This is a genomic window from Clostridium sp. AM34-9AC, assembly GCF_003480225.1.
Lineage (GTDB): Bacteria > Bacillota > Clostridia > Lachnospirales > Lachnospiraceae > Acetatifactor > Acetatifactor acetigignens.
The window spans coordinates 1-25,270 of sequence record NZ_QUIU01000003.1; the positions used below are offsets into that span (position 1 = coordinate 1).

29 protein-coding genes are annotated in these 25,270 nt (G+C 48.6%); 18 read left to right on the forward strand and 11 right to left on the reverse strand.

Features of this window, described 5'->3' with window-relative positions:
• Window positions 1-111: 111 nt before the first annotated feature.
• Entirely contained in the window at window positions 112-1,506 is a 1,395-nt protein-coding gene (ltrA, locus tag DW835_RS02245) for a group II intron reverse transcriptase/maturase (protein WP_117466460.1), read from the forward strand.
• Window positions 1,507-1,554: 48 nt separating this feature from the next.
• On the opposite strand, the gene DW835_RS02250 is transcribed toward ltrA, so the two are convergent.
• From DW835_RS02250 to DW835_RS02280, 7 genes are all read right to left on the reverse strand, one after another.
• Complete coding sequence (locus DW835_RS02250; protein WP_147353694.1) at window positions 1,555-2,529, reverse strand: pectate lyase-like adhesive domain-containing protein; 975 nt, start codon at window positions 2,527-2,529, stop codon at window positions 1,555-1,557.
• On the reverse strand, window positions 2,526-2,879 hold the full coding sequence (locus DW835_RS02255; RefSeq protein ID WP_118669402.1) for a hypothetical protein: 354 nt from the start codon (window positions 2,877-2,879) through the stop codon (window positions 2,526-2,528). The genes DW835_RS02250 and DW835_RS02255 overlap by 4 nt, the downstream gene beginning before the upstream one ends.
• Before the next feature lie 152 nt (window positions 2,880-3,031).
• Complete coding sequence (locus DW835_RS02260; protein WP_118669401.1) at window positions 3,032-3,661, reverse strand: PrsW family glutamic-type intramembrane protease; 630 nt, start codon at window positions 3,659-3,661, stop codon at window positions 3,032-3,034.
• Complete coding sequence (locus DW835_RS02265; protein WP_118730615.1) at window positions 3,658-4,284, reverse strand: histidine kinase; 627 nt, start codon at window positions 4,282-4,284, stop codon at window positions 3,658-3,660. Before DW835_RS02265 ends, DW835_RS02260 begins: the two co-directional genes overlap by 4 nt.
• Window positions 4,268-4,633: a DUF4179 domain-containing protein gene (locus DW835_RS02270; RefSeq protein WP_118503708.1), complete on the reverse strand. Its 366-nt coding sequence runs from the start codon at window positions 4,631-4,633 to the stop codon at window positions 4,268-4,270. Before DW835_RS02270 ends, DW835_RS02265 begins: the two co-directional genes overlap by 17 nt.
• Window positions 4,620-5,168, reverse strand: coding sequence for a sigma-70 family RNA polymerase sigma factor (locus tag DW835_RS02275; RefSeq protein ID WP_118538469.1), 549 nt, complete (start codon window positions 5,166-5,168; stop codon window positions 4,620-4,622). The genes DW835_RS02270 and DW835_RS02275 overlap by 14 nt, the downstream gene beginning before the upstream one ends.
• A gap of 259 nt (window positions 5,169-5,427) precedes the next feature.
• On the reverse strand, window positions 5,428-6,156 hold the full coding sequence (locus tag DW835_RS02280; protein WP_118503675.1) for an adaptor protein MecA: 729 nt from the start codon (window positions 6,154-6,156) through the stop codon (window positions 5,428-5,430).
• Between the two features lie 633 nt (window positions 6,157-6,789).
• Between DW835_RS02280 and DW835_RS02285 the strand changes: the two genes are divergently transcribed.
• On the forward strand, window positions 6,790-7,026 hold the full coding sequence (locus DW835_RS02285; protein WP_118503673.1) for a hypothetical protein: 237 nt from the start codon (window positions 6,790-6,792) through the stop codon (window positions 7,024-7,026).
• 226 nt (window positions 7,027-7,252) lie between these two features.
• On the forward strand, window positions 7,253-8,953 hold the full coding sequence (locus DW835_RS02290) for a glycosyl hydrolase family 18 protein (protein ID WP_022312624.1): 1,701 nt from the start codon (window positions 7,253-7,255) through the stop codon (window positions 8,951-8,953).
• Window positions 8,954-9,017: 64 nt separating this feature from the next.
• Here the strand turns inward: DW835_RS02290 and DW835_RS02295 are convergent, their stop codons facing one another.
• The gene (locus DW835_RS02295) at window positions 9,018-9,887 is read right to left on the reverse strand and encodes a hypothetical protein (protein ID WP_118538465.1); all 870 of its coding nucleotides are present in this window, start codon (window positions 9,885-9,887) and stop codon (window positions 9,018-9,020) included.
• A gap of 26 nt (window positions 9,888-9,913) precedes the next feature.
• Window positions 9,914-10,777: a class B sortase gene (locus DW835_RS02300; protein ID WP_118669399.1), complete on the reverse strand. Its 864-nt coding sequence runs from the start codon at window positions 10,775-10,777 to the stop codon at window positions 9,914-9,916.
• A gap of 134 nt (window positions 10,778-10,911) precedes the next feature.
• On the opposite strand from DW835_RS02300, the gene DW835_RS02305 reads away from it, so the two are divergent.
• The 8 genes from DW835_RS02305 (at window position 10,912) to DW835_RS02340 (ending at window position 19,302) form a co-directional block, all read left to right on the forward strand.
• Entirely contained in the window at window positions 10,912-11,640 is a 729-nt protein-coding gene (locus DW835_RS02305; RefSeq protein ID WP_118669398.1) for an N-acetylmuramoyl-L-alanine amidase, read from the forward strand.
• A 104-nt stretch (window positions 11,641-11,744) separates the two neighbouring features.
• Window positions 11,745-13,529 carry a DUF6020 family protein gene (locus tag DW835_RS02310; RefSeq protein WP_147353695.1) on the forward strand — a complete coding sequence of 595 codons (1,785 nt, stop codon included), beginning with the start codon at window positions 11,745-11,747 and terminating at the stop codon, window positions 13,527-13,529.
• A 68-nt stretch (window positions 13,530-13,597) separates the two neighbouring features.
• Window positions 13,598-14,662, forward strand: a complete 1,065-nt coding sequence (locus DW835_RS02315) for an L-threonylcarbamoyladenylate synthase (RefSeq protein WP_118538459.1) — start codon at window positions 13,598-13,600, stop codon at window positions 14,660-14,662.
• Window positions 14,663-14,686: 24 nt separating this feature from the next.
• Window positions 14,687-15,118, forward strand: a complete 432-nt coding sequence (gene rpiB, locus DW835_RS02320) for a ribose 5-phosphate isomerase B (protein WP_022312618.1) — start codon at window positions 14,687-14,689, stop codon at window positions 15,116-15,118.
• Window positions 15,119-15,184: 66 nt separating this feature from the next.
• On the forward strand, window positions 15,185-15,814 hold the full coding sequence (gene upp, locus DW835_RS02325) for a uracil phosphoribosyltransferase (protein WP_118538457.1): 630 nt from the start codon (window positions 15,185-15,187) through the stop codon (window positions 15,812-15,814).
• 11 nt (window positions 15,815-15,825) lie between these two features.
• On the forward strand, window positions 15,826-16,317 hold the full coding sequence (locus tag DW835_RS02330) for a dCMP deaminase family protein (protein ID WP_118669396.1): 492 nt from the start codon (window positions 15,826-15,828) through the stop codon (window positions 16,315-16,317).
• Window positions 16,318-16,343: 26 nt separating this feature from the next.
• Window positions 16,344-17,507 carry a cell wall hydrolase gene (locus DW835_RS02335; protein ID WP_118669395.1) on the forward strand — a complete coding sequence of 388 codons (1,164 nt, stop codon included), beginning with the start codon at window positions 16,344-16,346 and terminating at the stop codon, window positions 17,505-17,507.
• 16 nt (window positions 17,508-17,523) lie between these two features.
• A complete protein-coding gene (locus DW835_RS02340; RefSeq protein ID WP_118669394.1) occupies window positions 17,524-19,302 on the forward strand; it encodes a GGDEF domain-containing protein in 1,779 nt (592 codons plus the stop codon).
• 120 nt (window positions 19,303-19,422) lie between these two features.
• Here DW835_RS02340 and DW835_RS02345 read toward each other — a convergent pair whose 3' ends face one another.
• Both DW835_RS02345 and DW835_RS02350 read right to left on the reverse strand, forming a co-directional pair.
• Complete coding sequence (locus DW835_RS02345) at window positions 19,423-19,905, reverse strand: DUF402 domain-containing protein (RefSeq protein WP_022312613.1); 483 nt, start codon at window positions 19,903-19,905, stop codon at window positions 19,423-19,425.
• Window positions 19,906-19,931: 26 nt separating this feature from the next.
• Window positions 19,932-20,501, reverse strand: coding sequence for a GNAT family N-acetyltransferase (locus DW835_RS02350; RefSeq protein ID WP_118669393.1), 570 nt, complete (start codon window positions 20,499-20,501; stop codon window positions 19,932-19,934).
• 253 nt (window positions 20,502-20,754) lie between these two features.
• Here DW835_RS02350 and DW835_RS02355 point away from each other — a divergent pair, with 253 nt between their 5' ends.
• The 7 genes from DW835_RS02355 to atpA all read left to right on the forward strand — a co-directional run bounded on the left by DW835_RS02355 (window position 20,755) and on the right by atpA (window position 25,231).
• Window positions 20,755-21,012: an AtpZ/AtpI family protein gene (locus DW835_RS02355; protein ID WP_022312611.1), complete on the forward strand. Its 258-nt coding sequence runs from the start codon at window positions 20,755-20,757 to the stop codon at window positions 21,010-21,012.
• Window positions 20,984-21,511, forward strand: a complete 528-nt coding sequence (locus tag DW835_RS02360; protein ID WP_182427052.1) for an ATP synthase subunit I — start codon at window positions 20,984-20,986, stop codon at window positions 21,509-21,511. The genes DW835_RS02355 and DW835_RS02360 overlap by 29 nt, the downstream gene beginning before the upstream one ends.
• 12 nt (window positions 21,512-21,523) lie before the next feature.
• Window positions 21,524-22,255, forward strand: a complete 732-nt coding sequence (atpB, locus tag DW835_RS02365) for a F0F1 ATP synthase subunit A (protein ID WP_118503654.1) — start codon at window positions 21,524-21,526, stop codon at window positions 22,253-22,255.
• Window positions 22,256-22,335: 80 nt separating this feature from the next.
• A complete protein-coding gene (gene atpE / locus DW835_RS02370) occupies window positions 22,336-22,590 on the forward strand; it encodes an ATP synthase F0 subunit C (RefSeq protein WP_022154830.1) in 255 nt (84 codons plus the stop codon).
• A 25-nt stretch (window positions 22,591-22,615) separates the two neighbouring features.
• A complete protein-coding gene (gene atpF / locus DW835_RS02375; RefSeq protein ID WP_227062102.1) occupies window positions 22,616-23,158 on the forward strand; it encodes a F0F1 ATP synthase subunit B in 543 nt (180 codons plus the stop codon).
• Window positions 23,146-23,694: an ATP synthase F1 subunit delta gene (gene atpH / locus DW835_RS02380; RefSeq protein ID WP_022312607.1), complete on the forward strand. Its 549-nt coding sequence runs from the start codon at window positions 23,146-23,148 to the stop codon at window positions 23,692-23,694. Before atpF ends, atpH begins: the two co-directional genes overlap by 13 nt.
• A 28-nt stretch (window positions 23,695-23,722) precedes the next feature.
• On the forward strand, window positions 23,723-25,231 hold the full coding sequence (gene atpA / locus DW835_RS02385; RefSeq protein WP_118730616.1) for a F0F1 ATP synthase subunit alpha: 1,509 nt from the start codon (window positions 23,723-23,725) through the stop codon (window positions 25,229-25,231).
• Window positions 25,232-25,270: the final 39 nt, after the last annotated feature.

The window sequence follows — 25,270 nt, forward strand, 5'->3', positions numbered from 1 at the left end:
CACAGAAGTCAGCAGAGGTCATAGTAGCCAAACGGAACAAGTTCCGTTCGAGGTGAAGGACCGAATCAGTAGGAGTCTTGAGTATGACCGAGAAAGGAGGAATGACCGTCTATGGCAGAAAACATTGAAAACAATGGCTGTTCGCAAAGAGATAATGCGGAACATGAAGGGTATGTGAAAGCGTCCAGGTCATTCAATCGGATATGGAAAGAAAGAGACAGTGCACAGCCGAGACTTTTGGAAGCGATACTGTATAAAGACAACTTTAACAGAGCGTATAAGAGAGTTAAGGCAAACAAGGGAGCACCGGGAATTGATGGCATGACCATTGAGGAGGCTCTTCCATATCTAAAGGAACATCAACAAGAGATAACCGACCGCATTTATCGTGGAAAGTATACTCCATCTCCAGTAAGACGAGCCACGATTCCCAAACCAGATGGTGGTGTGCGAAAGCTTGGCATACCAACAGTGGTAGACCGTACACTTCAACAGGCAATAACCCAACAGTTAGTGCCAATCTATGAACCGCTGTTTGCAGATGGTAGCTATGGCTATCGTCCGAACAGAAGTGCAAAAGATGCAATACTTAAGGTTAAGGAGTATGCAGAACAAGGCTATACATTTGCTGTAGTCCTTGACTTGTCAAAGTACTTCGATACTCTTAATCACGAAATTCTCATCAATCTTCTCCGGAAGAATGTAAAAGATGAACGTGTAGTACAGTTGATAAAGCGCTATTTGAAGAGCGGTGTAATGGAAAACGGAGTGGTCATTGACACAGAGGAAGGCTCACCACAAGGTGGAAACCTATCACCATTGCTGGCAAATGTCTACCTCAATGAGTTCGACCAGGAATTCCTGAAAAGAGGTGTTCCATGCATAAGATATGCAGATGACATCGTGCTTCTTGCAAAGAGCAGGCGGGCATCAGAGAGACTCTTGGAAAGCAGTACAAAATATCTTGAGGAGAGGCTGAAACTTACAGTCAACCGAGAAAAGAGCCGTACTGTCAGCGTGTTTGCAATCCGAAATTTTAAATTCCTTGGCTTTGCATTGGGAAGGAACGGAAAAGGCATTTATGTCAGAGTTCATCTGAAGTCATGGAAGAAGTTCAAGTCTAGACTGAAAGAGTTATCTTCCCGTAAACGATGGCAGTCAATCAAGCTAAGCCTTGAGAAAATCAAGGTGTATGCGAGGGGATGGCTTAACTACTACGGAATTGCAAGTATGAAGAACAACATAGATGACATCAATGGATGGCTCTATCACAGAATACGTATGTGTATATGGAAACAGTGGAAGAAACCGAGAACGAAATATAAGAATCTAGTCAAGCTGGGAATTCCAGAACACTATGCGGCAACAATAGCAAACAGTCGCAGAAAGTATTGGTATATCAGTAATAACAAAGCTGTGATTTGGGCGCTGAATAAAGAAAGACTGATAAACAGTGGCTTTTACGATTTAGCCACAGCCTATCAGTCTGTGCACGTCAACTATTGAAACCGCCGTGTACCGAACGGTACGCACGGTGGTGTGAGAGGACGGCGGTTAGTCACCGCCTCCTACTCGATTGCCGTACCTGTTGGTATCGTTCGTCATTGTGCCGGCTATTTCGCCGCCGTCAGCATTCAGGATGCCAACGTTTGTTATATCTGTGTAGATTTTTGCATTGCCGCTTATAGTAAGAGTAGTCTCCTGGCTGGAAGTATTGTATACATGGCTTGCGTCATTCTCATTATCCGGATCACCGATCATGCCTCCTGTCATAGTGAACTGATTACTGTTCCGCACCCCGCCACCTGAAGCATACTGACCGTCGGGGCTGGTGCAGCCTTTAATCATACCGTCTGACATAATAAAGGTTCCATTGTTGCAAACACCGCCGCCTCGACTCATTGCCGAACATCCGACGATGCTGCCACCGGCCATGACCAGTGTACCGCCGGCAACAAGCACACCGCCGCCGTTACTTTGATCACCGCCACCGCCTGTAATAACTCCACCGGAGACAATTTCCGAGCCACCGTTGTCCAGTTCCCACATGTCAATGTACCAGGTCAGATATTTGCAGTGCGGGTTAAATTTGTGTTGTGTGGTTGTGTTCCTGTCCTGAATCGTCAGATCGCCGTCCGCCTCCACCTTGATTACGCTGTCGCTGCCGGTCATCTTCAGTACACAACCGTTCAAATCCAGTGTCACAGTACGGTTGACCGTCAGTGTAGAGCCGATATCGATATCCCCCTTTAGTGTGATTCTGGAAATACTGCTATCTGCCAGTGCCCCAGTCAATTCCGACGCTGTCGTCACCTCTGCCTCACCGTTTGCGGCCAGCACAGACAGCCCGTTCAGGGCAGATGCCGCTTCATTTCCCGATATACTTTCTGGGGAACTCAGCTCCTCTGTTGATGTCGGGGGATTCGTCAGCTGTCCGGTTTCTGCTGCCGATACCGGCGTGGAGACCAGAGAAAATACCATGGAACTGCAAAGCAGCGCCGCATAGAACCGAATTTTTTGCTTTTTCATGAATTTTTTTCCTCCCATTGTTGTGATGCGTTTCCTTTTCCCGTGCCTTGTCCGCGGTGTTCTCTTTCCCGGAGTCTGATACACAGCACAGTGATCATGACCGCCGTAGCGAAAGAAATTACCCCCACCAGCACATAACCGCCGGCGTCTTCATGTAGCAGGATAGAACCGTACATTCCCCGGGCGGTGATCTGCGTCTGACCGGCTGCTGTGTGCACCGTTCCCACAAGGAACGCAGACAATGCTGCGCACAGGGCAGACAGCCGGCAGATCCCGCAGCGCTCCTTCCGGCGATATTTTTCATGCACCCGCTTTTTCACCAGTTCGACCCGCTTTTCTGTATCATACATATCGTTGAAAACCTCCCTTCGGAAAGTAAAGTCATAAAATACATATGCCCTTCATCTAATTAGGTACAAAAAAGCGAAAAAACTCTCACCTGAAAATCAAATTTTTTGAAAAAAACAGGAGCTGCCGACAGCAGCTCCGCAAAAGACAGGATTCAGTTGTGACTCTGGGGCAGGCGGACAATCAGTTTTCCCACCGTCAGGATCAGCACAGGCAGAATGTATGCGATATACTGTATCGCACCGCCATAGGCGATCAGAAGATTATAAATTGCATGAAAAGTGATGGCTGCCCCGAGCAGACCGCAGGTTCCGGCGATCTTCAGCCAGGTGCGCTGCCATACATATGCCAGTCCACCGCCGACGATGGCACCACAGATCACGTGCATGGCACCCGTTCCAATGCCCCGGAAAAAGATAAAGGAAAAATGTCCGGCTCCGTTTTGAATCAGATAGCAGACATTTTCAAAGGTGGCAAAGGAAAGTGCAACGATGATGGCAGCATTTTTTATCGGCACCGGTTCAGGCTCAAATACAAGAAGATAAAAGAGTAACGGCAGGAGTTTCATCACTTCTTCTACCACAGGTGCGATCTCTGCGGTGGCGGCAATCGTATCTGCTGCGTAAAGAGCGGCAAAGAAGGTATTGATGTAAGCGGAGAGCAGGCATGCCCCCATTCCTGCAAGACAGCACAGAAAGAATTTGGCCTGCCGCCTACCCATGCACAGGGCGGCGATCAACAGGGGTGAGGCCATACAGATAAATACATTTTCAATATAGGTCATGTCCGCACCGCCTTTCCTGTGGCAGGCAGCAGCCCGAAAAGGCAGAACGTCAGCAGAAGATCACACCAGCAATAGGGACTGAAGATAGAGTCGTCCGGCCAGAAGCAGCCGGAGGTCCACAGAGCGTATTCTACCGCAACATAGCAGAGGATTCCGATGTGAAAATACCGCAGGTTCCGTCTTTTTCCCGTCTGTGTCTCTGCGTAGACAAGACCGTGGATGGAACGATAGGAGACAAGGATCATCATGCCGCACCAGAGCAGGTTGGAGAGAATGTCACCAAAGGTACAGTAAAATGCGCACAACGGAACTCCGATCAGTGGAGCCAGCAGGGATTTCCGACAGGAAAAGCTTCTTTCCTCCGGGGAGGAGAGAGTATATTGTAGGAGATAGAGAAAAATAACGCTGGAGACCCAGCCGAATTCCGATACATAAAAGATCCGTGGTGTTTCGGAAAACAATAACAGATACAATGTCCAGTACAGGGAGCCCAGTGCGAAACAGCCATAAAAGCAAATCAGCAGAAAATATGACAGTGTCCGATGTCTCAGATAACGAATGCCGCTCAGACAGAAGCCCAGCAAAGTAACAGAAAATTGCAAAAGATTAATGATCAATTCCATTGGCGCGGTCCCCCCTCTGCTCTGCCTGCTCTTCTTTGTCCAACAGATGGACACGAAAACACAGGATCGTCACGCATACGCCGAGAAGAAATGAAAGCAGCCCTATTATGATATATTCGGGTGCAGCACCTCCGCCGAGGATCGTTGCCGCCGTTTCATATCCGGAGGAGATCCCCGGCACCATTTGCCCGGAAATCCCGGACATGACAAAGGAAGCCCCGAAGATCACAGCAAGGCATGCCGCTATGCAGGAAATAGCAACGATCCGCCGCTGTTTCCGCCTTTTTTGTCGCTCTTTTTCCGCAATCCTTCGTCGGACTTCTGCGATCCGTTCCTCATGACTCCGCATTTGTTATTCCCTCCCGTTCCAATAATCCCCGCAGACGCTCTTTTCCCCGGTACATTATATTAGTGATCTGCTTCACGCTTTTTCCCATAACTTCAGCGACCTGCCGGTAACTCATACCCTCAAAATAGGTCAGATAAAGAGCTTCTCTGTAATCCGGATGCAGTTCACCCATGCATAAATGCAGGATCTGATTTCGTTCTTTTGTCCGGATCACCTCATCCACCAGTTTCCCACCTTCCGGCTCTTTGGTCAGATCATCAAGACAGAAGTGATGTCGCCGGATGCTTTTATGGCGCAAAGCTAAATGGCGCGCAGCTTTATACAGGTAAGCCCTGAATCCGCCATCCCGGATATGGGGCCTTTTGGCGAACAGGTAGGAAAATACTTCTATCATCAGGTCCTCCGCCTCGTGAATGTCATGCAGATAGCCGTTGATGTATAAGGTCAGTGGATTGTCGTATTTTCTTATCAATTCTTCCAGCCCTGTTTCATCGCCGCTTAAATATTGTCGGTATAATTCTTCGTCGGAAATCATATTGTGTACATCCTTTCCACTGTAACCGGCGTTTTGACCCTTTGTAATTCCGAATGTGTATGGAATTGCGTAAGCTACATTGCAACGGAGCAATTCATGTATTAAATTTTATTATATGCGAATAAAACTATATTTTCAAGTTACGCGTTTCCCAGCTTCTTTTCTACAGACTCTCGCTGGGAGAGACAGGTATAAAACAACCATAAAAATAAGAAAGTCCCCACAGAGTGGGAACTCTCCTGAATGTTATGATCTGTTGTTACATTGAAGTATTAGAAAGACGCTGTAAAGCATGTTCGGCGATCAGTGTGGAACAATGTTCCTCAAGAAAAGTAAGGCTTGCCGGTGTGGAACGCTTGGGAATACCGTATTCAGAGATGACATTGCAGACACGGTCGAAGACCTCACGATCTTCTTCGCCCTGCGTCAGGATCAGATAATACCCGTCGGTGCCCTCCTCGTGATACAGAGTGCTGAGCCCGTGATAATGGCTTCCGGCTATTACTGCCGCGTTGATCACCTGTTTCAGAGATTCCATACGGAACAGGCGGGAGCGTACACTGTCACTCTCCTCGGGAGCGGACGCGGAAGGAGCTTCAGGAACGCTTGCGGTATTGTCTTCGCTCTGGATACGGCGGAACAGATCCAGAACCTCGTCTGCCGTGTTCGCATCACTGTCCTCATCACTGTCTTCCGTAACAGAAGGCGCAAAACGGGAAAAACGGGTGTCCAGTTCTTCCGGATCTTCCACTTTGGTAATGATCAGTACGATACAATCCGCATTCAGAGGGATGGCTTCAATCATCAGGGGAATATCCTCTGCTTCGAAGCCAAATTCAAAATTGGCCTGCTGCATCATATCACGGAACAGAGATTTAGCTTTTTCTGTGCCGTAGGCAAGTTCACTTATTTTTAATTCGCGGCTGGCGAGATCCTCACGGGTCAGGGTGCAGCGAATCTGATTTTCATTTACTTTTTCTATTTTCATGCGACAACACTTCCTTTCTGCTTTCGCATTGGTATGGTATATAGCTTATACTTTCCCTATATTTTAGTCAATAGAAGCTATTCACAGTTTAAAAAAATTTAATAAAACATCTTGTCAAATAGCAGGCTGCAGTGTATAATCCGACCTATAGATGCCTCTGATACTCCGGTACGGAGAGGAGGTCGACAGTTTTCCATTTTTTCTTGTTGATTTACCAGGGAACGATTCGTTCCAGTTCATCCCCTTTTTTATTTTATGATGCAGATGGCTGTTAATGTATTTGGGAAGGATAGGTTATGCTGATCTGTAAAATATAGTATGGAGATGTCTTACAGGCATATACGTGTCTGGTCATAATATTTCAACAGATATTTTTCACGAACATAATTCCAACATTTTCACACAAATTACTACAAGTACTGTCAGAGGCATTTATAAGTAACTATTCAGAGCCACGCAAATCGTGTCAATATGTACGTCGAATGCTTGCATTCGTAAGAACATTTGACATGATTTATATTGCGAATAGTGTTCTGAATAGTTACGCTTATATGTACCAGCGGAAAAAGCAGCGTTATTTTAAAGTGTTTCACGAATCCTTTTGGTAAAATATGCTGCGGACGGGAGGTGTCTGTGGAGGACCGGGAAGCTGTGACTCCCGGGAAGAAGTTTCCCAGGAGAAAGGTGGAAAAATATTTTCGAAAGCTTCAGAAAAACGGCACAGAATTGTATGTCGACGGAGAAAAGGTTTCACCGTCGCAGGCGGCAGCGTATGCCGTCAGAGAAGAAAGCCAGTATATGGCAGACTATATATTGGGAGAACAGGGCAAAATCAGCCAGGTCCGGCTGGATAAGGTGGATCTGCGTTAAAGGGTGTCAGCTCTTGCCCGGGTAATACTTTGAAACAGAGAATGCGCTGCGGGGATGCAAAACGGGATTGCCTCTCTGGCTGTATCCCGCAGTGCAGGATCTGTCTCTATTGTTCCTTGTATTATATAGAGGAATTGTGATAGAATAAAACTGTTCTGCCGATAGAAGACGGAACGGAAGAAAAGGCAAGAATGGTGCAGGCGGCAGCCTGCGGATGGGAGCACATATGAAGAAAAGAATACTACCGGTGATCATAGCAATCCTGCTGATCCTTGTGATCGCGGGCGGAGCACTGGGAAAGGTGCTGTTGGATAAATATTCCTACAGCAAAGAAGAGGCAGACTGGAACGAATTTTATCAGGTGTCAGAGAGTGACAGAAGTGCCATTATTTTACAGGACGAAATGGTAGAAGAACAGGCACTGATCAGAGATGACGTATGCTATTTTGATCTGGCAACTGTCCATAAATATATGAACGAAGTGTTTTATGCGGATATGACGGAAAAACTGTTGTTGTACGCCAATCCGACAGAAGTGATCCGTACGACTTTCGGCGAGACTTCCTATACGACAACAGAAGGCACACAGGATGCCGGATATGTGATCAGTTTCGTGGAAGGGGATACCGTATATGTGGCGGCGGATTATGTGAAGCTGTTCACAAATTATTCCTATGATTGTTATGACAGACATGTGCAGGTCTACACCGAATGGGGGACCAGACAGGTGGCACAGCTGAAAAAGGATACGGCGGTGCGTCTGCGGGGCGGTGTGAAGAGCCCGATCCTCACGCAGGCAGCGAAGGGAGATACCCTGGAGATTCTGGAGCAGATGGAGACCTGGAGCAAGGTGAAGACAGCGGATTCCGTGATCGGATATGTGGAGAACAAGCGTCTGGGAGATATTACGGAAGAGACCGAGACTCCGGTGACGGATTATCAGGAGCCGGAATATACTGCCCTGACTTCTGACAGCAAGATCTGCCTGGGCTGGCATTCTATCGGCGGTGCAGGCGGTAATGACACTCTGTACTCCATGGTGTCCGGTACGAAGGGTATGAATGTCATTGCACCGACCTGGTTCAGTCTGACGGATGAGAACGGAAGTATCCGGAACTTCGGAACAGCGAATTATGTAACCACGGCCCACAATATGGGCTTACAGGTATGGGGCGTGGTGGATAATTTTAATTACGCCAATGAGACCGGAACGGCCATCAGTACTCTGAATATGCTGTCCTCCACCACCAGCCGGCAGAACTTTGTGCGGAACGTGACAGATGCAGCAGTCAGCCTGGGACTGGACGGCATCAATGTGGACTTCGAGCAGCTGAGCAGTGACTGCGGGCCGCATTATGTGGAATTTATACGAGAACTTTCCATTCAGTGCCGCAACAGGGGACTGGTATTGTCCATTGCCAACTATGTACCGTTCAATTTCAATGATTATTACCGTCTGGATATCCAGGGACAGGTTGCAGACTATGTCATTATCATGGGATATGACGAACACTGGCACGGAAGCAAGGATCCCGGAAGTGTGGCAAGCATCAGCTATGTATCCGGCGGTCTGGACAGAACATTGCAGGAGGTGCCTGCAAACAAGGTAGTCAATGCCCTTCCGTTCTACACGATCCTGTGGAAGACCGAAGGCACGGATGTGACGGATGAATATATTACCATGAACAACGAGGCAGACTTCATGAACAGAGCCGGTGTGACGGCAGAGTGGGATGAGGAGACCTGTCAGAATTATGCAGAATGGACCTCCGGAAATGCCACCTATCAGATCTGGCTGGAAGATGCGGAATCCATCGCAGTGAAGCTGAACATGATGGCTACCAAGAATATTGGTGGTGTGGCGGTATGGAGACTGGGTTACGGAACACAGGCAGCCTGGGAACTGATCAATGCCTATCTGCAGTAGGAACAGAATAACATAGTAAAAGCCCGGTCCCGCAAGGGACTGGGCTTTATTGCTGCCGAAAACTTTATTCCGCTTCCTGTACGTTCTTTCTGCGGATGGTATAGCCTCCGGCCATGCATACAACTGCGGCACCCAGAAGCCAGAACATTGCAGAATTTTCACCGGTCTTTGGAACGTTGTCATATTCGGAAGAAGTACTGTTCTGTGTGGCCTGTGCAGGAGCTGTGGTCTGTGTGGGCTGCTCGGTAGCTGCAGGAGCTGCTTCTGCGGCAGCAGCGGGAGCGGTGGTGCTGTAATACTTTGCTTCGGTCTTCAGGGATCCGTCTTCAATGGCCAGCTTACCTGCGGCGAAACTGTAGGCCTCATAGAAAACGCTCTGGTCACGGTTGTCTTTGGCAATCAGATGATTGACGGTACCGACACCGTTGATGGTGGCATGCAGATTATTGGATTTATCATCTGTCAGGCCGATCATTTCCAGAGTGTCTACATTGCTGTTGAAATTTGCCTTGGCATCGCCATATACATAGGCATGAGATACATCACCGTTGACAGCACCGGAGGTACCGCTCAGGAAATAGACACTGTCATAGCCGTTGGCATAGACTACGGGAACACCAACAGTATTCTTGAAGGTTAGGTTGCCCAGACGGACAGAAACCTTGAGAGCCAGGGCATTGTTCTCCACATCGTTGTCGATGACAATATAGTCACCGTCTTTGATATTCTGCTGCAGATAATACAACTCGCGGTCCTGAACTTCTGCGGACCAGCTGGATGCTTCCTTGTATCTCCACTCGGAACTGCTGTCGGAATAGTTCAGAACATAGGTGGTGGGCTCCGCAGCCTTTACAGTGATCTTTCCCAGACCGGGAATAGCAAAGCATACGGCAGCCAGCGTGAACAGTGTGACAAATTTTTTAAGTCTCTTCATAAGAAAACCTCCTGATTGTCTGTGAGTTATTCCTGTATGGGAAGGTAGTAATCACCGGGTTCTACTTCTTTGGCAACGACTACGAACCGGCCCTGCTCTACATGGTATACGCAGGTGGACAGTGTCAGAAAATGATCTCCGAACTCTGCGGTGACACCGGTGTCATACTGGGATAACTGCTTGATATTGTTATAAAAGTCATCAAATTCTTCCTGCGTATCCGCCTGGAAAAATTTGTAGAACTTAAATACCTGATCTGTTTTCCGGTAGACCTGGGAGCGAAAGACGGCAATGATCTCGTAATTGCGCTGACACTCTTCGGTATAGAGGATAATGTTTTTGTGTTCCTTATAGAAATCCTGATTCTCGTAATCGGTCAGATTGCCGAACATGGCACCGGATTTCATATTGTGACCGTGAATGATAAGATTCGTGGTCAGAGGATCTACACAGCTTTCATCGTCAAGGAGCAGACAGCCGTTTTTATTTTCGCTGCCGTCAAAAGCACGGTAGAGATAATAGGTCTCATCTTCCGGAGTCCACATTACCGGATAATCGATATTGGTGCCCGGAATCTGCAGCCAGGCCGCCATATCCTTGTTGGCAAGAAAACTGTCGGAATAAGGGTTGGCCACTCGTTCGAACTCCTCGGTGGAAGCCGGGGTCTTTTCTGTGGACGGTTCCGGGGAGGCGGTAACGGTCGGCTCACCTTCGACTGTGGAAGGTGCCTGCGTGGTCTCCACGGACTGCGTCGGGCGCAATTCATCCAGCGCTTCCTCCATACGCCGGTCTTCGATCCGCCCTTTTACCAACAGGATCACTGCAGCAAGAACACAAATTCCCGCCAGAACAAATAAAATGATAGAAAGAGTTTTTTTGCTTATTTTCATAATGGTATTATACGCTGAAGTAGTAAGGGGATGCAATAGTTTAAAACAAAAGGATTTCTTAATTTTCGGAAGATATTTCCAGAGAAAAAGGCATATAAAATCATATAGAATAAAAGAGACACCGGAGAACAGGGATGGAACAGAAAGTGTTAAGGGCGGTGATGGTATGCCTGTTGCTTATGTCTATGGCGATACTTGGCAGGGAAACGGCGGCATATGTGGAAACGGTAAATGCCGTGAATGCCTTGCAGGGGAATAATGCGGACACGGACGGAATACAGACGGTAGTGATCGATGCCGGCCATGGCGGGGATGACCCGGGGAAGATTGGTATCAACGGAGCACCGGAGAAGGATATCAATCTCCGGATCACAGAGAAACTGAGACAGTATCTGGAGGCAGACGGAATCCGGGTGGTGCTGACCAGAGAGACGGAGGATGGATTGTATGATGCATCTGCTCCCAATAAGAAAGTGCAGGATATGAAACGCCGGATCGAAAAGATTGAGCAGACGGATCCGGTTCTCACGGTGAGCATCCATCAGAACAGCTATCCGGAAGAGTATGTGCACGGAGCGCAGGTCTTCTATTATAATGGCAGCAGCGGAGGGGAACAACTGGCAGGGCTGATCCAGACACAGCTGGTCCAGGATCTGGATCCGGAGAACCACCGGCAGATCAAGCCCAACGACAGCTATTATCTTTTGAAAAAAACCAAAGGAACCATCGTCATTGTGGAATGCGGCTTCCTGTCCAATGCGGCAGAGGCGGGAAAACTGTGTGACGAGGCCTATCAGGACAGAGTGGCATGGTCGATCCACAAAGGAATTTTACAATACATTAACGGGATACAGAGGGATTGAAACGGGAAATACAAAATAAAGGCACGAGTTGTATACACAGTGTTATTATGATAATATAGGATTTGTATGTTATGACAGAATTTTATAAAGTTACGGGAGAGAAAATGAGACGATATCAAAAAATAAGAAATGTTCTGTTGACCGTGATCGTGACACTGGCATTGCAATGTACATTTGAAGTCTGCCTGGGAGGATACGTGGATTCGAATCTTGTCAATGGGCTGAATAAACTGTGCGGAGCATTTACGGTGCTGGATTATACAGATCTGTTAACGGCTGCGGCAGTATTTGTAATGCTTAAGGAAGTGAAGAAAAGAGAGGCGAAGACAGATGTGGCAACGTTGGTACTTTCTGTTATTCTGTCATTCCTTCTTATAGTATGTATCAGCTTTAAGAAATATGATTCTGCCATTTTCCTGTGGGGCAATTCTTTTCAGATACTATTATCCACGTTCTGTGTTTTGGGGTTTGCAGTGTTATTGTATCTGGTATTGCGTCTGGCATATTTTGGGCTGGAGCATGTGGAATTACCCGCAGAGCAGGGCAAAAAGCACCTACAGATGGTGGGCTTTTTTGTAATAGCCTTCAGCTGGCTGTTCTGGATCCTGCTAAATTATCCTGGAACTACCAGTGGGGACGGTCTGGTGCAACTGAAACAGTTTCTGGGTGAACAGGACTGGGGAGCGGCACATCCGCCATTTTCCTCCGCAATCATCGGAATCTGTTTTGTGCTGGGAAGAACCATTGCAGATGCCAATTTCGGCTTTTTCCTGTATTGCCTGATGCAGACACTGGTAGGGGCCTATGCTTTTTCCCTCAGCATGAAAAAACTGCAGGAGCTGGGAATTTCCTGGAAATGGTGTGCCGTGGGAATCCTGTTTTTCGCCCTGACACCTTTTTGGGGAACCTATGCCCAATGGTTTGAGAAAGATCTGCTGTATGCGGAAATGACGGTGTTACAGGCAGTATATCTGATGTCGGTACTGAAAAAGAAGGAATGTGGCGGGAAAGATGCGGCGGGACTGATTGTATTCAGTGTATTATCCTGCCTGCTTAGAAATAACGGGATCTATGCGATTGTTCCGGCACTGCTTTTGCTGGCAATTTATCTGAAAGGCAAAGAACGCAGGAAGGCATTCCTGGTATTGCTGGCAACTGTGGTGATCTATGAACTGATCACGGTGGTGGGATACAGAGCGTTGATCGATGTGGGAAAACCGGCAGCTTCCGAGGGGCTGAGCGTACCGTTCCAGCAGACGGCGAGATATGTCTGCGAATACGAAGATGAGGTTACGGAATATGAGAGACAGGTGATCAATGATACCCTGAACTTTGATGCTATGAAAAATTATGAACCCCGGATTTCGGATCCCATTAAAATATTATATCGAGGCGGAGACCTGGGGCCCTACATGAAAATATGGGTGCAGATGTTTTTCAAGCATCCGGGATGCTATGTGGCGGCATTTGTCAACAAGGGCTATGGCTATCTGGCACCGGTGGAACAGAACATAGAGGCCTGGATCCAGCTGGAGTATCCGGAATATGCGCAGGAACAGGGAATTCATCATACATTCCCCATTCAGACATCGGAGTTTCTGCTGCAGATCTGGTTCCTCAGTATGCGGCTGCCGCTGATCAAGTATCTGTGTACTCCGGGATTGTATACCTGGATTCTGGTAGTGCTGGCATTTTTCCTGTGGAAAAAGAAAAGATACAGTGCGTTGATACTGCTGGTTCCCGGCTTTATAAACGTGTTGGTGTGCCTGGCATCCCCCATGTCCAATGCAATCCGCTATGAACTGCCGACCGTGGCGGTGATTCCGCTGCTGGTCGGATGGACCGTTTATTCTGTACACACAACATCCCGGCAGACCGGAGAGGAATAATCTTTCCATTTGACTGGGGATATGATATACTATATCCAAATGCAATTTAGAACACAGAAGGTAAAAACATGGAGACTGAGATCATAAAGATTCGTCCCGGAGAGGGCCCCGTCAGCGAAGAAGATGAGGAGAAACTCCGGGCGGCGGGAGCAATCCTGCAGCAGGGAGGACTGGTGGCTTTCCCTACCGAGACCGTGTACGGGCTGGGGGGAGATGCACTGAATCCTTCGTCTTCCCAGAAAATATATGCGGCAAAGGGCAGACCGTCCGACAACCCACTGATCGTTCATATTTATCGGTTTGAGGACATTTACAAGATTACAAAGGAGGTACCGGAAGAGGCACGGAAGATCGCGGATGCTTTCTGGCCGGGTCCCCTGACCATGATCCTGCCGAAATCAGACGCGGTGCCTTATGAGACCACAGGTGGTCTGGATACGGTAGCGATCCGTATGCCCTCGCATCCGGCGGCACAGAAGCTGATCAAATACAGCGGGGGATATATTGCGGCGCCCAGTGCCAATACTTCCGGCAAGCCCAGTCCCACAGTGGCAAAATATGTCGAAGAAGATATGATGGGGCGGATCGATGCCATCATTGATGGCGGTGAGGTGGGGATTGGCCTGGAATCCACCATTATTGACCTGACGGTGACACCGCCACAGATCCTGCGGCCCGGATACATTACCCAGGAGAAACTGAGCACAGTGCTGGGAACAGTGGATACGGACACCACGATCCTGCGGGCAGACAGCGGACAGGCACCCAAGGCCCCCGGAATGAAGTACAGACATTATGCACCCAGGGGAGAACTCACCATCGTAGAGGGAACCCCGGGGCAGGTAAGGGAGTATATTAACCGGGCTGCGGCAGCAGACCATACCGCAGGAGAGAAGACCGGAATCATCGGAACCGAAGAAATGCTGTCCGGTTATATAGCAGATGTGGTGAAAAGTGTCGGCAGCCGTAAGGATGAGGACAGTATCGCCAGACATCTGTACACTATTCTGAGAGAATTCGATGATGAAGGTGTGACAAAGATCTATTCCGAGGGATTTTCCACGGAAGGCTTCGGACAGGCCATTATGAACCGGCTGTTGAAAGCAGCGGGCCATAAAGTAGTAAAACTTTAAACAGAAAATACGAGGAGAAGGAAAATGATAGCAATCGCAAGTGATCATGGCGGATATGATCTGAAAGAAAGAGTAAAGAAATATTTAGAGGAGAAGAACATTCCATATCAGGATATGGGATGTGACAGCAAGGCAAGCTGCGATTACCCTGTGTTCGGACATGCAGCGGCAAGGGCTGTGGCAGACGGTACCTGCGAGAAGGGTATCGTGATCTGCACCACCGGTATCGGTATCAGCATTTCTGCCAACAAGGTAAAGGGGATCCGCTGCGCACTCTGCTCCGATCCTCTGTCGGCGAAGATGACCAGACTGCACAACGATGCCAACATGCTGGCAATGGGTGCAGGCATTGTCGGTGAGAACCTGGCGCTGGAGATCGTGGAGACTTTCCTGAATACACCTTTTTCCGGAGAAGAGAGACACAGCCGCAGAATCAGCCTGATCGAAGAGGTTTAATGCATTACACAGACACGAACAACGAAATACCATTATAACAAATACAAAACACAGGAGGACAACAATATGTCAAAAGTAGTAGTTATGGATCACCCCTTAATCGAGCAGAAGATCGGAATCATCCGCAGAAAGGAGACCGGTACCAAGGACTTCAGACAGAACATCAGCGAGATCGCAATGCTGATCGGTTATGAAGCAACCAAGGATCTGCCTCTGGAAGAAGTAGAGATCGAGACCCCTATCTGCAAGACCACCGTGAAGCAGTTAAAGGGTAAAAAGCTGGCACTGGTACCTATCCTGCGTGCAGGTCTGGGTATGGTAGACGGTATGTTATCCCTGATCCCTGCTGCAAAAGTAGGACATATCGGCCTGTATCGCAATCCTGAGACCTTAAAGCCTGTAGAATATTACTGCAAGCTGCCTGCAGACTGTGCAGAGCGTGAGGTATTCGTGGTAGATCCCATGCTGGCTACCGGCGGTTCTTCCATCGCAGCCATCCAGCTGTTAAAGGACAAGGGCTGCAAGAGCATCCGTCTGCTGTGCATCATCGCTGCACCCGAAGGTGTAAAAGCTATGCAGGAAGCACATCCGGATGTGGATATCTATATCGGAGCACTGGATCAGAAGCTGAATGATCATGGATACATTGTTCCCGGACTGGGAGATGCAGGAGACCGTATTTTCGGTACCAAATAAAGGAGACACCCATGAGTGCCAAACGCAGCGATTATATCAGCTGGGATGAATATTTTATGGGGGTGGCCCACCTGTCTGGAATGCGGTCCAAGGACCCGAATACCCAGGTGGGAGCCTGCATTGTCAGCCCGGACAACAAGATCCTGTCCATGGGATACAACGGCTTCCCCAAGGGTTGTTCCGACGATGAGTTCCCCTGGGAGAGGGAGAACGACAATGACAGGAATCTGACAAAGTATCCCTTTGTAACACATAGTGAACTGAATGCTATTTTGAATTATCGTGGCGGTTCCCTGGAGGGGACGAAGCTGTATGTCTCTCTTTTCCCCTGCAATGAATGTGCGAAAGCCATTATCCAGGCGGGGATCCGCACGGTGGTATATGACAGCGATAAGTATGCGGGAACTCCGTCCAACCGGGCAGCCAAGCGGATGTTTGAAGCGGCCGGAGTGAATTACGTGCAGTACCGTAAGACGGGCCGCATGATACGCATCGAGGTCTGAAGCAACAGATAAAAGGAGTAAAACGGTTGAAGCGCCTACAGAAGACAGCTGTGCTGCTTACAGCAGTGATCCTTGCAGGAGCCTTTTCTTCAGAAGATATCAAAGTGGAAGCTACCAGCAGTACCTGGCAGCAGATTCAGAAAGAGCAGGAAGAGAAAAACAACCTGCAGAATCAGCTGAATGAGGAAAATGATAATCTGGAGAACCTGAAGGGAGAACAGAATTCCCTCAAGGGACAACTGAATAATCTGAACGGTCAGCTGACGGAAGTCAGTAATAATCTGTCAGATCTGGAACAGCAGATCGCAGACAAGGAGCAGGAGATCGCGGATACCCAGGCCAGTCTGGAAGAGGCGAAAGCTACGGAAGCATGGCAGTATGAGTGTATGGTGATCCGGGTACGGGATATGTACGAGCGGAATGAGACCAGTTACATCAACGCTTTGCTGAATGCCCAGAGCTTCGATAAACTGCTGAACGCTGCGGACTTTTTTGAACGGATCGCAGCCTATGACCAGAAGAAACTGCAGGAATTCGAAGAGAACCGCAAGCTGATCGAAGAGGAAGAGGCGAGACTGCAGGCAGAGAAAACGGAGCTGGATAGTCTGAAGGTGGCAGCGGAAGCCGAGAAAAGCAAGGTGTCCGGTCTGATCAGCCAGACATCTAACAGCATTGCAAAATATGCCGGGGATATTTCGGAAGCAGAGCAGAGAGCCCTGGCATATGAACAGGAGATCAAACAAAAAGAAGAAAATCTGGAAACACTCCGGAAAAAACTGGCAGAAGAGATCGCCATGTCCCAGAAGGCGGCAAACGCAACCTGGCGGGACATTTCGGATATCTCCTTTGAAGAGGGAGACCGTTATCTGCTGGCAAATCTGATCTATTGTGAAGCGGGCGGAGAACCCTATGACGGTCAGCTGGCGGTAGCCAGTGTGGTTATCAACCGTGTCAGAAGTTCTGTTTATCCCAACACAGTGGTAGGAGTGATCTATCAGAACAAACAGTTCTCACCGGTGGCCAGCGGACGTCTGGAACTGGCATTGGCCACCAATAAAGCCACCAGCCGTTGCTACCAGGCGGCAGACGAGGCTATGTCCGGTGTGACCAATGTAGGAAACTGTGTATATTTCCGCACACCGGTGGAAGGACTGACAGGTATCAATATCGGCGGACACGTATTTTATTAAACGAAAGCGAAAATCTATGAGACTCAACAGCGTAGAACAAAAGGGTTATGCAAATAGAATCATGGACTGGAAGATCTTCGTAAGGCAGGATCTGGTAGCAGCCAAGGCGTCGGAATTTTTCTATGAATTCGTAGGGGAGAATTCTTTCCGGCCGGTGAGTGAACTGCTTCTGCCGGAAGACGGGGAGCTGTTGAAAAAAGCAGTGGAGGCGGATACGTTCCAACCGCTGGAACTGATCACGGTGCTTCACAATCTGAAGGACAGTGTAAGGAATGTGTATCTGCGTCTGGAACAGAGTGAACAGACGGAGAACGGGATTCCGTTGTATCAGATCACCGTTTCAGATATTCATGATCTGGAGAACCGGAATTTACGACTGGAGCAGAGCATTCTGAAGTACCGTCATTTTATGACATTGGAAGATGTTTACTTTTTTGAATATCTGATCGAACAGGACAGTATTACGGTCTATAAATATGTCAACGAGCGGGCCATGAACCAGTTTGAAGGGCCTATGAATGCGCTGATCCGGGATGTGGAACAGGCACATGAGGGCAGTGATATTTCCAGACTGGAAGATCAGCTGCGGACCTTTTGCGCACATCTGCGTAACGAGGACGATTTCTTCGAGATGGAATTCGTCAGCGGGCAGGAGGACAAGGGAATATGGAAGGTCAAAGGCGCACGGATCCCGAAGAAGCGTGATATGGTAGCGGGCATCATAACCCCGGACAGAAACCGGGAGAAGGAAGCCTATTATCTGACTCCGGCAGCCAGAGATGCCGGAACCGGTCTGCTGAACAAGCGGGCATGGACAGAGTACACCATCGAACAGCTGAACCGCAAGGATCATAGTACCAGATGGCTGGTGATCATTGATATTGATGATTTCAAACATATCAATGATACCTACGGACATATTTTTGGTGACCAGGTCATCCGGAGAGTGGCGGAGATCATGCAGGTGCTGGTGGGACAGCGGGGCGTGATCGGACGATTCGGCGGAGACGAGTATGTGATCCTGTTGGAGAAAGTGGAGACCAGAGAACAGCTGAAGACACTTTTGAAGACCATTGCGAAGGAATTTGCTCTGGCATTTGATCCGAAGACCCATGTGACAGCTTCTATCGGCGTATCGGAGTATCCGATAGATGGAAGCGAATACGAGGAACTGATGCGCAAGGCGGATAAGGCACTCTATCTGGCCAAGGAAAAAGGCAAGAACCGCCATATCATCTATGAAGAGAGACTTCACGGCAAACTGGAAAGCGACGATATGCAGAACATGGCTATGGCCTATGTGGTATCTAAGGAGAAAAAGCGGGAAGTCATCACGAAGATGATCACCGAACTGTGTGTATCCGGTGTGAACTCCATTGTAAAAAAGGAAGAACGTCTGCAGCAGATCCGCAGTCTCTTCGATCTGGATGGAATCACGATTTATTCAGAGTCGGGAGCGCAGCTGGTATGCCGGAATGGTAATTACATGGTAGAAGTACCGGATGGAAGAGGACTTTTTGAAGATGAGAAGTATCTTGCGCTATTCGGGGATGATGATAATTTTATAGAATCCAACACATTGAAACTCAGATTCCAGGATCCGGCGGCCTTTGCCGTGATGCAGAAGCAGGAGATCGGTGCTTCCCTGCAATGTCTTTCCCGCAAAGAGGGAGTGCCGAATGTGATCGTGAACTATGATGTGTTCAACCGCAACCGTAAGTGGTCGGATGAAGATATTACACTGTTGACGATTCTGGGACACTGCATCGGAAACCTGCTGAACTATTCAGAGTAAAGTAAGTGAGAGCAGAAGCTCGTCGGACACTTGTGTCCGTAAGAGCCTATGCTCTCATTTATTATGCGAATGTGTTACTCTGAATAGTTCTGACCAGGGAGCAAAAAGTAAGCACTGCAGCTACAGCCCGCTCCTATCCAACGGATTCTGCAGCCTGTCGAACTTGTCCCGGTAGATAATGGTGATCAGGTTGTTCAGCTGGCGCAGGCAGGCACTCATCTGAGCCTGGGTGATCAGCCCCTTTTCCAGAGCCTCGGCCAGCTCGTCCAGATCCACGACATGCATCCTTCCATCGGGATAGAGGATAATGTCAGCCAACAGATCCGTGACGATCAGGGAATTATCTTCCGGTCGGGAAGTATATTCCACAATATCGCAGTACCAGTACAGCAGAGAACCGTCATGGCGGTAGAACTTGCTGATCTTGAAGCCTTCCTTGAGATAATAGCAGGAACAGCCGTGGGAAAACGTGGTCTTGGGATTCAAGGTCTTCCATTTGGTCAGAATGTAGTCTTCGTTCTGCTCGACGATAATATCATCCTTTAATAAAATGCATTCTTCCGGGATCAGCCGTTTACGGTAGATCTGAAGTTCGTTGCTCATAGAATTTCTCCTTTGTGCGGTGTGCTTTACAACGGCCACAGTTCCGGAAACGGGATAAAAGGCATGGGAGGGATCGTGTGAGGACACAGCGTCTTCTCCATCCAGATCATATCATGCCATGCATCCTGCTTGTAACCGGAAGCGTGAAAATGTGCCACGGTTTTATAACCATGCTTTTCGTGGAAGGCGATGCTGGGAGGATTGGGGTAGGTGATGCAGGCACAGACATTGCAGACGTGCTGTGCGGTCAGGTATTCCTCCAGCTTTTCGTATAACAGACTGCCGACACCGCTGCTTCGAAGATCCCGGCTGACATAGATGGAAGTCTCCACAGACCAGTCATAAGCAGCGCGGCCTTTAAAAGCGGATGCGTAAGCATATCCTGCCGGCTCCCCGTCCAGTTCAGCCACCAGGTAAGGATAACGGGTAAGAGTGTGACGGATCCGGTCCGCAAATTCTTCTGCGGAAGGAACGATGTACTCAAAGGTAATAGAGGTATTTTCCACATAAGGGGCATAAATGGCAACCAGCCTTGCAGCATCCTCAGGGGTGGCAATACGGATCCGCAGCTGTCTTTTGATGTCTGTAGTCTTCATTCGCGTCATCCTTCTTTCTATAAGGGTGTAAAGTCACTGAATAGTTACTCAAATAGTACTTCCGGAGAGATTTCAAGTCAATCTTTTTTTCACAGGATTTTATAGATTTTTTACCATTTAGACAGGGGGATTTTACTGGACATCATGTTAAGATTTCGTTATAATGACTATAGGTTTGCCCTGCAGTGGGAAAATATTTTCAAAAATGTACAAAAATAAATGCTGAGAGCAGAAATCAACACAGGAGGACACAGTGTCAAGAAAAAAGAAACCCTACGACAGACAGGTGTTTCGGGCGATCACACTGATCATGCAATTTGGTATCAATATGTTGGTACCGATCTGCCTGATGTCCGCAGCCGGCATCTGGCTGGATAAACATTTCGGAACGGACTTCTGGATGATCCTGCTTTTCTGTATGGGAGCTGTGGCCGGAGGGCAGAATGTATACCGGATGGCCAGGACAATTTATGAAGACGGCGATGATAAACACACTAAAAAAGATAAATAGAACGGTTCTGGAGATGGATCTGGGGATCTTGTTCCTGGGAGTGTCAGCGCAGATCATAGGAGCATTTATTGCAAAGGATGAAGCAATGTATGCCAAAAGTCTGTGGTTTGGCGTTCTGCTGGCGCTGGTCTCCACATATCATATGTACCGTTCCCTGGACCGGGCATTGGACCAGCCCGAGAAGACTGCTACGAAAATGATCATCCGTGCCTATGTCTTACGATATGTCATGTTGATTTTTTTCCTGTTGGTGATGATGAAGACCGGAGTGATGAATCCTCTGATTTTCTTTTTCACCTATGTTATATGTATGAAAGTAACGGCATTTCTACAGCCGCTTACCCATAAATTATGCAATAAACTGTTCCACGAGACGGATCCGATACCCCAGGCGATGCCGGAGGAGACTGCGGAAGACAAAACTGCTCCGCAGACTGCGGAAGAAGCGGAAGCCCCGAAGGATGGAGAAGTGACAGAGGAACAACAGAATAAACAATAAGGAGGTGAAACAATGGAACATGGAATTCTGTTATCCGGTGCCGACAATATCGACTTTATGATACATGGCGTGTTTAAGTATTCCTTTTTCGGCCATGAGGTATGGATAACGACCACACATGTGTGTGTGCTGATCGTCATGTTGCTTATCATTGGTTTTGCCATTGCTGCCAACCGCCAGATGGCCAAAGCCAGAGAAGTGCCGGAAGGTTTTCAGAATGTGGTGGAGCTGATCGTGGAGAAGCTGGATGCCATGGTGGATGCTCCCATGGGCAAGGCCGCACCGAAGTTCTACAACTACATCGGAACGATCTTCATCTTCATTCTGGTGAGCAATATTTCCGGTCTGTTAGGCCTGCGTCCCCCCACAGCGGACTACGGCGTGACATTGCCTCTCGGTGTTCTGACCTTCCTGCTGATCCATTACAATCAGTTCAAGTACCAGAAGCCGAAGGAAATCTGGGAAGGCATGTGTTCCCCGCTGCCCCCCTGGCTGCCGATCTGGCTGCCCATTAACCTGATCAGTGAGATCGCAGTACCGATTTCCCTTTCATTACGTCTGTTTGCAAACGTATTGTCCGGAACGGTAATGATGGCACTGATCTACGGACTGCTGGGTGTGATCGCTACAGCGTGGCCCGCAGCACTGCATGTATACTTTGACCTGTTCTCCGGAGCCATCCAGACATACGTATTCTGTATGCTGACCATGACTTACATTGCCAATGCAAGAGGAGACGCTTAAAGCTGTACTGTTCAGGTATGGCTATCTGAAACTATGCTAGAAAGATTCTGATAAGAATCTCAATAATAGGAGGATTTACTATGGATTTTAATGAAAACTTTATCTTAGGCTGTTCTGCAATCGGTGCTGGTCTGGCAGTTATTGCCGGTATCGGACCCGGTGTAGGCCAGGGTATCGCAGCAGGACACGCTGCTGCAGCAGTAGGACGTAATCCCGGAGCAAAGTCCGAGATCACTTCTACCATGTTATTGGGACAGGCAGTTGCCGAGACCACCGGTCTGTACGGTCTGTTGATTGCTATGCTGCTGCTGTTCGTAAAGCCCTTACTTCCCTGATTAAACGAAAGGAATGCGGATGAAAATGATACTATTAACAGAAGGCGAGACCATGTCAAGACTGTTTGACCTGGACTGGCAGCTGCTGGCAGACTCCTGCCTGATGATCATTGCCATCTTCGTATTGTTCCTGGCACTCAGCTATTTTCTGTTCAATCCGGCCAGAAAGTTCTTAAATGATCGTAAAGAGAAGATCAGGGGAGAACTGGAAGAGGCAAAGGACAATCAGGAAAAGGCCGCAGAACTGAAGGCACAGTATGAGGCGAAGCTGAAGGACATCGACAAAGAGGCGGAGGACATCTTAAGTGATGCCAGAAGACGGGCTCTTCAGAACGAGGAGCGTATCGTCACTCAGGCCAAGGAAGAGGCAGCCAGAATCCTGGCGAGAGCACAGGAAGAAGCCAGACTGGAAAAGCAGAAAATGTCCGATGAGATCAAACAGGAGATCGTATCCGTGGCATCTGTCATGGCAGGTAAGCTGGTAGGCGCTTCCATAGACACCACCAGACAGAACAGCCTGATCGAAGAGACGCTGAAGGAAATGGGTGAGGATACATGGCAAAATTAGTTTCCAAAGTCTATGGAGAAGCCCTTTTCGAAGCGGCAGTCGACCATGGAAATGCGATCCAGCTGATGAATGAGACCGCACAGCTTGAGAAAATATTGGAAGACAATCCGGATTTTGACAAGCTGATGAAACATCCCGGAATCCCCAAACAGGAAAAACTCTCCATGGTGGAACAGGTCTTCCGTGGCAGAGTCAGTGATGATCTGACAGAGTTTCTGAAGATCGTGGTGACCAAGGAACGTTACGGCTCATTAAAGGCAATCTTTGCTTATTTTACCGAACTGGTCAGAGAATCTGAAAAGATGGGAACCGCATATGTGGATACCGCAGTGGAGCTGACGGAGGCCCAGAAGCAGGCAGTGAAAAATAAGCTGCTGGCTACGACTTCCTATCAGACCTTTGATGTGTATTACCATGTGGATCCGACGCTGATCGGCGGAATGGTGATCCGGGTGGGTGACCGGGTGGTGGACAGCAGTATCCGGACCAAACTGGAAGATATGAAGAAACAATTATTAAATATTCAGCTAGGATGACCGGCTGAAAGAAAGGTGCGACAGATCCATGAATTTAAGACCAGAAGAAATTAGTTCCGTCATTAAGGAACAGATCGAAAGATATTCTTCCCAGCTGGATGTATCCGATGTCGGAACCGTCATTCAGGTAGCGGATGGTATCGCTCGTGTACATGGACTGGAAAATGCCATGCAGGGTGAGCTGTTACAGTTCCCCGGCGATGTATATGGCATGGTGCTGAATCTGGAAGAAGATAATGTCGGTGTCGTATTGTTGGGAAGTGCCAGCAATATCGAAGAGGGTGATATCGTCAAGACCACCGGACGTGTGGTAGAGGTTCCCGTAGGAGACGCATTGCTTGGACGAGTAGTGAACTCCTTAGGACAGCCTATTGATGGTAAAGGCCCCGTACAGACTGACAAATTCCGTAAGATTGAGCGTGTGGCAAGTGGTGTAATCACTCGTAAGAGCGTAGACACGCCGCTCCAGACAGGTATCAAGGCAATCGACTCCATGGTTCCCATCGGAAGAGGTCAGCGTGAGCTGATCATCGGTGACCGTCAGACCGGTAAGACCGCTATTGCGATCGACACGATCATCAACCAGAAGGGTCAGAATGTAAAATGTATCTATGTAGCTATCGGTCAGAAAGCATCTACCGTGGCTAATATCGTAAAAACACTGGAGGAGTTCGGTGCCATGGCTTATACCACTGTTGTGGTATCCACGGCAAGTGACCTGGCTCCCTTACAGTATATCGCTCCTTATTCCGGTTGTGCGATCGGTGAGGAGTGGATGGAGAACGGAGAAGACGTACTGGTGGTATATGATGACCTGAGCAAACATGCTACCGCATACCGTACACTCTCCCTGCTCCTTCGTCGTCCGCCCGGACGTGAAGCATATCCCGGTGACGTATTCTACCTGCATTCCAGACTGCTGGAGCGTGCAGTCCGCATGAGCGACGAATACGGCGGAGGTTCCCTGACGGCACTTCCCATCATCGAGACCCAGGCAGGCGATGTATCTGCATACATCCCTACCAACGTTATTTCCATTACCGATGGACAGATCTATCTGGAGACAGAAATGTTCAACTCCGGCTTCCGTCCTGCGGTAAATGCAGGTCTGTCCGTATCCCGTGTAGGTGGTGCCGCACAGATCAAGGCTATGAAGAAGATCGCAGCACCTATCCGTACCGAGCTTGCCCAGTACAGAGAGCTGGCTTCCTTCGCACAGTTCGGATCCGAACTGGATGCGGATACCAAGGAGAAGCTGGCACAGGGCGAACGGATCAAAGAAGTGCTGAAGCAGCCTCAGTACCAGCCCATGCCGGTACAATATCAGGTAATCATCATCTACGCAGTCACTAAGAGATTCCTGCTGGATGTACCTGTAGAGGAAATCACCAGATTCGAGAAGGAATTCTTCGAGTATCTGGATACGAAGCATCCCGAGATCCCCGCAGCCATCGCTGAGGAAAAAGTGATCTCCGATGCTACGGAAGAGAAGCTGGTAAAAGCCCTGAATGATTTCAAGGCAGAATTCCTGAAATAAGTGTGTCGGCCGCAGATTGCGGCAGAATGAGAGGTAACT

Bases quoted from the DNA above. Each gene is read 5' to 3' on its own strand.
- ltrA (WP_117466460.1), top strand. From the start codon at position 112: ATGGCAGAAAACATTGAAAACAATGGCTGTTCGCAAAGAGATAATGCG.
- DW835_RS02250 (WP_147353694.1), bottom strand. From the start codon at position 2,529: ATGAAAAAGCAAAAAATTCGGTTCTATGCGGCGCTGCTTTGCAGTTCC.
- DW835_RS02255 (WP_118669402.1), bottom strand. From the start codon at position 2,879: ATGTATGATACAGAAAAGCGGGTCGAACTGGTGAAAAAGCGGGTGCAT.
- DW835_RS02260 (WP_118669401.1), bottom strand. From the start codon at position 3,661: ATGACCTATATTGAAAATGTATTTATCTGTATGGCCTCACCCCTGTTG.
- DW835_RS02265 (WP_118730615.1), bottom strand. From the start codon at position 4,284: ATGGAATTGATCATTAATCTTTTGCAATTTTCTGTTACTTTGCTGGGC.
- DW835_RS02270 (WP_118503708.1), bottom strand. From the start codon at position 4,633: ATGCGGAGTCATGAGGAACGGATCGCAGAAGTCCGACGAAGGATTGCG.
- DW835_RS02275 (WP_118538469.1), bottom strand. From the start codon at position 5,168: ATGATTTCCGACGAAGAATTATACCGACAATATTTAAGCGGCGATGAA.
- DW835_RS02280 (WP_118503675.1), bottom strand. From the start codon at position 6,156: ATGAAAATAGAAAAAGTAAATGAAAATCAGATTCGCTGCACCCTGACC.
- DW835_RS02290 (WP_022312624.1), top strand. From the start codon at position 7,253: ATGAAGAAAAGAATACTACCGGTGATCATAGCAATCCTGCTGATCCTT.
- DW835_RS02295 (WP_118538465.1), bottom strand. From the start codon at position 9,887: ATGAAGAGACTTAAAAAATTTGTCACACTGTTCACGCTGGCTGCCGTA.
- DW835_RS02300 (WP_118669399.1), bottom strand. From the start codon at position 10,777: ATGAAAATAAGCAAAAAAACTCTTTCTATCATTTTATTTGTTCTGGCG.
- DW835_RS02305 (WP_118669398.1), top strand. From the start codon at position 10,912: ATGGAACAGAAAGTGTTAAGGGCGGTGATGGTATGCCTGTTGCTTATG.
- DW835_RS02310 (WP_147353695.1), top strand. From the start codon at position 11,745: ATGAGACGATATCAAAAAATAAGAAATGTTCTGTTGACCGTGATCGTG.
- DW835_RS02315 (WP_118538459.1), top strand. From the start codon at position 13,598: ATGGAGACTGAGATCATAAAGATTCGTCCCGGAGAGGGCCCCGTCAGC.
- rpiB (WP_022312618.1), top strand. From the start codon at position 14,687: ATGATAGCAATCGCAAGTGATCATGGCGGATATGATCTGAAAGAAAGA.
- upp (WP_118538457.1), top strand. From the start codon at position 15,185: ATGTCAAAAGTAGTAGTTATGGATCACCCCTTAATCGAGCAGAAGATC.
- DW835_RS02330 (WP_118669396.1), top strand. From the start codon at position 15,826: ATGAGTGCCAAACGCAGCGATTATATCAGCTGGGATGAATATTTTATG.
- DW835_RS02340 (WP_118669394.1), top strand. From the start codon at position 17,524: ATGAGACTCAACAGCGTAGAACAAAAGGGTTATGCAAATAGAATCATG.
- DW835_RS02345 (WP_022312613.1), bottom strand. From the start codon at position 19,905: ATGAGCAACGAACTTCAGATCTACCGTAAACGGCTGATCCCGGAAGAA.
- DW835_RS02350 (WP_118669393.1), bottom strand. From the start codon at position 20,501: ATGAAGACTACAGACATCAAAAGACAGCTGCGGATCCGTATTGCCACC.
- DW835_RS02360 (WP_182427052.1), top strand. From the start codon at position 20,984: ATGATAAACACACTAAAAAAGATAAATAGAACGGTTCTGGAGATGGAT.
- atpB (WP_118503654.1), top strand. From the start codon at position 21,524: ATGGAACATGGAATTCTGTTATCCGGTGCCGACAATATCGACTTTATG.
- atpE (WP_022154830.1), top strand. From the start codon at position 22,336: ATGGATTTTAATGAAAACTTTATCTTAGGCTGTTCTGCAATCGGTGCT.
- atpF (WP_227062102.1), top strand. From the start codon at position 22,616: ATGATACTATTAACAGAAGGCGAGACCATGTCAAGACTGTTTGACCTG.
- atpH (WP_022312607.1), top strand. From the start codon at position 23,146: ATGGCAAAATTAGTTTCCAAAGTCTATGGAGAAGCCCTTTTCGAAGCG.
- atpA (WP_118730616.1), top strand. From the start codon at position 23,723: ATGAATTTAAGACCAGAAGAAATTAGTTCCGTCATTAAGGAACAGATC.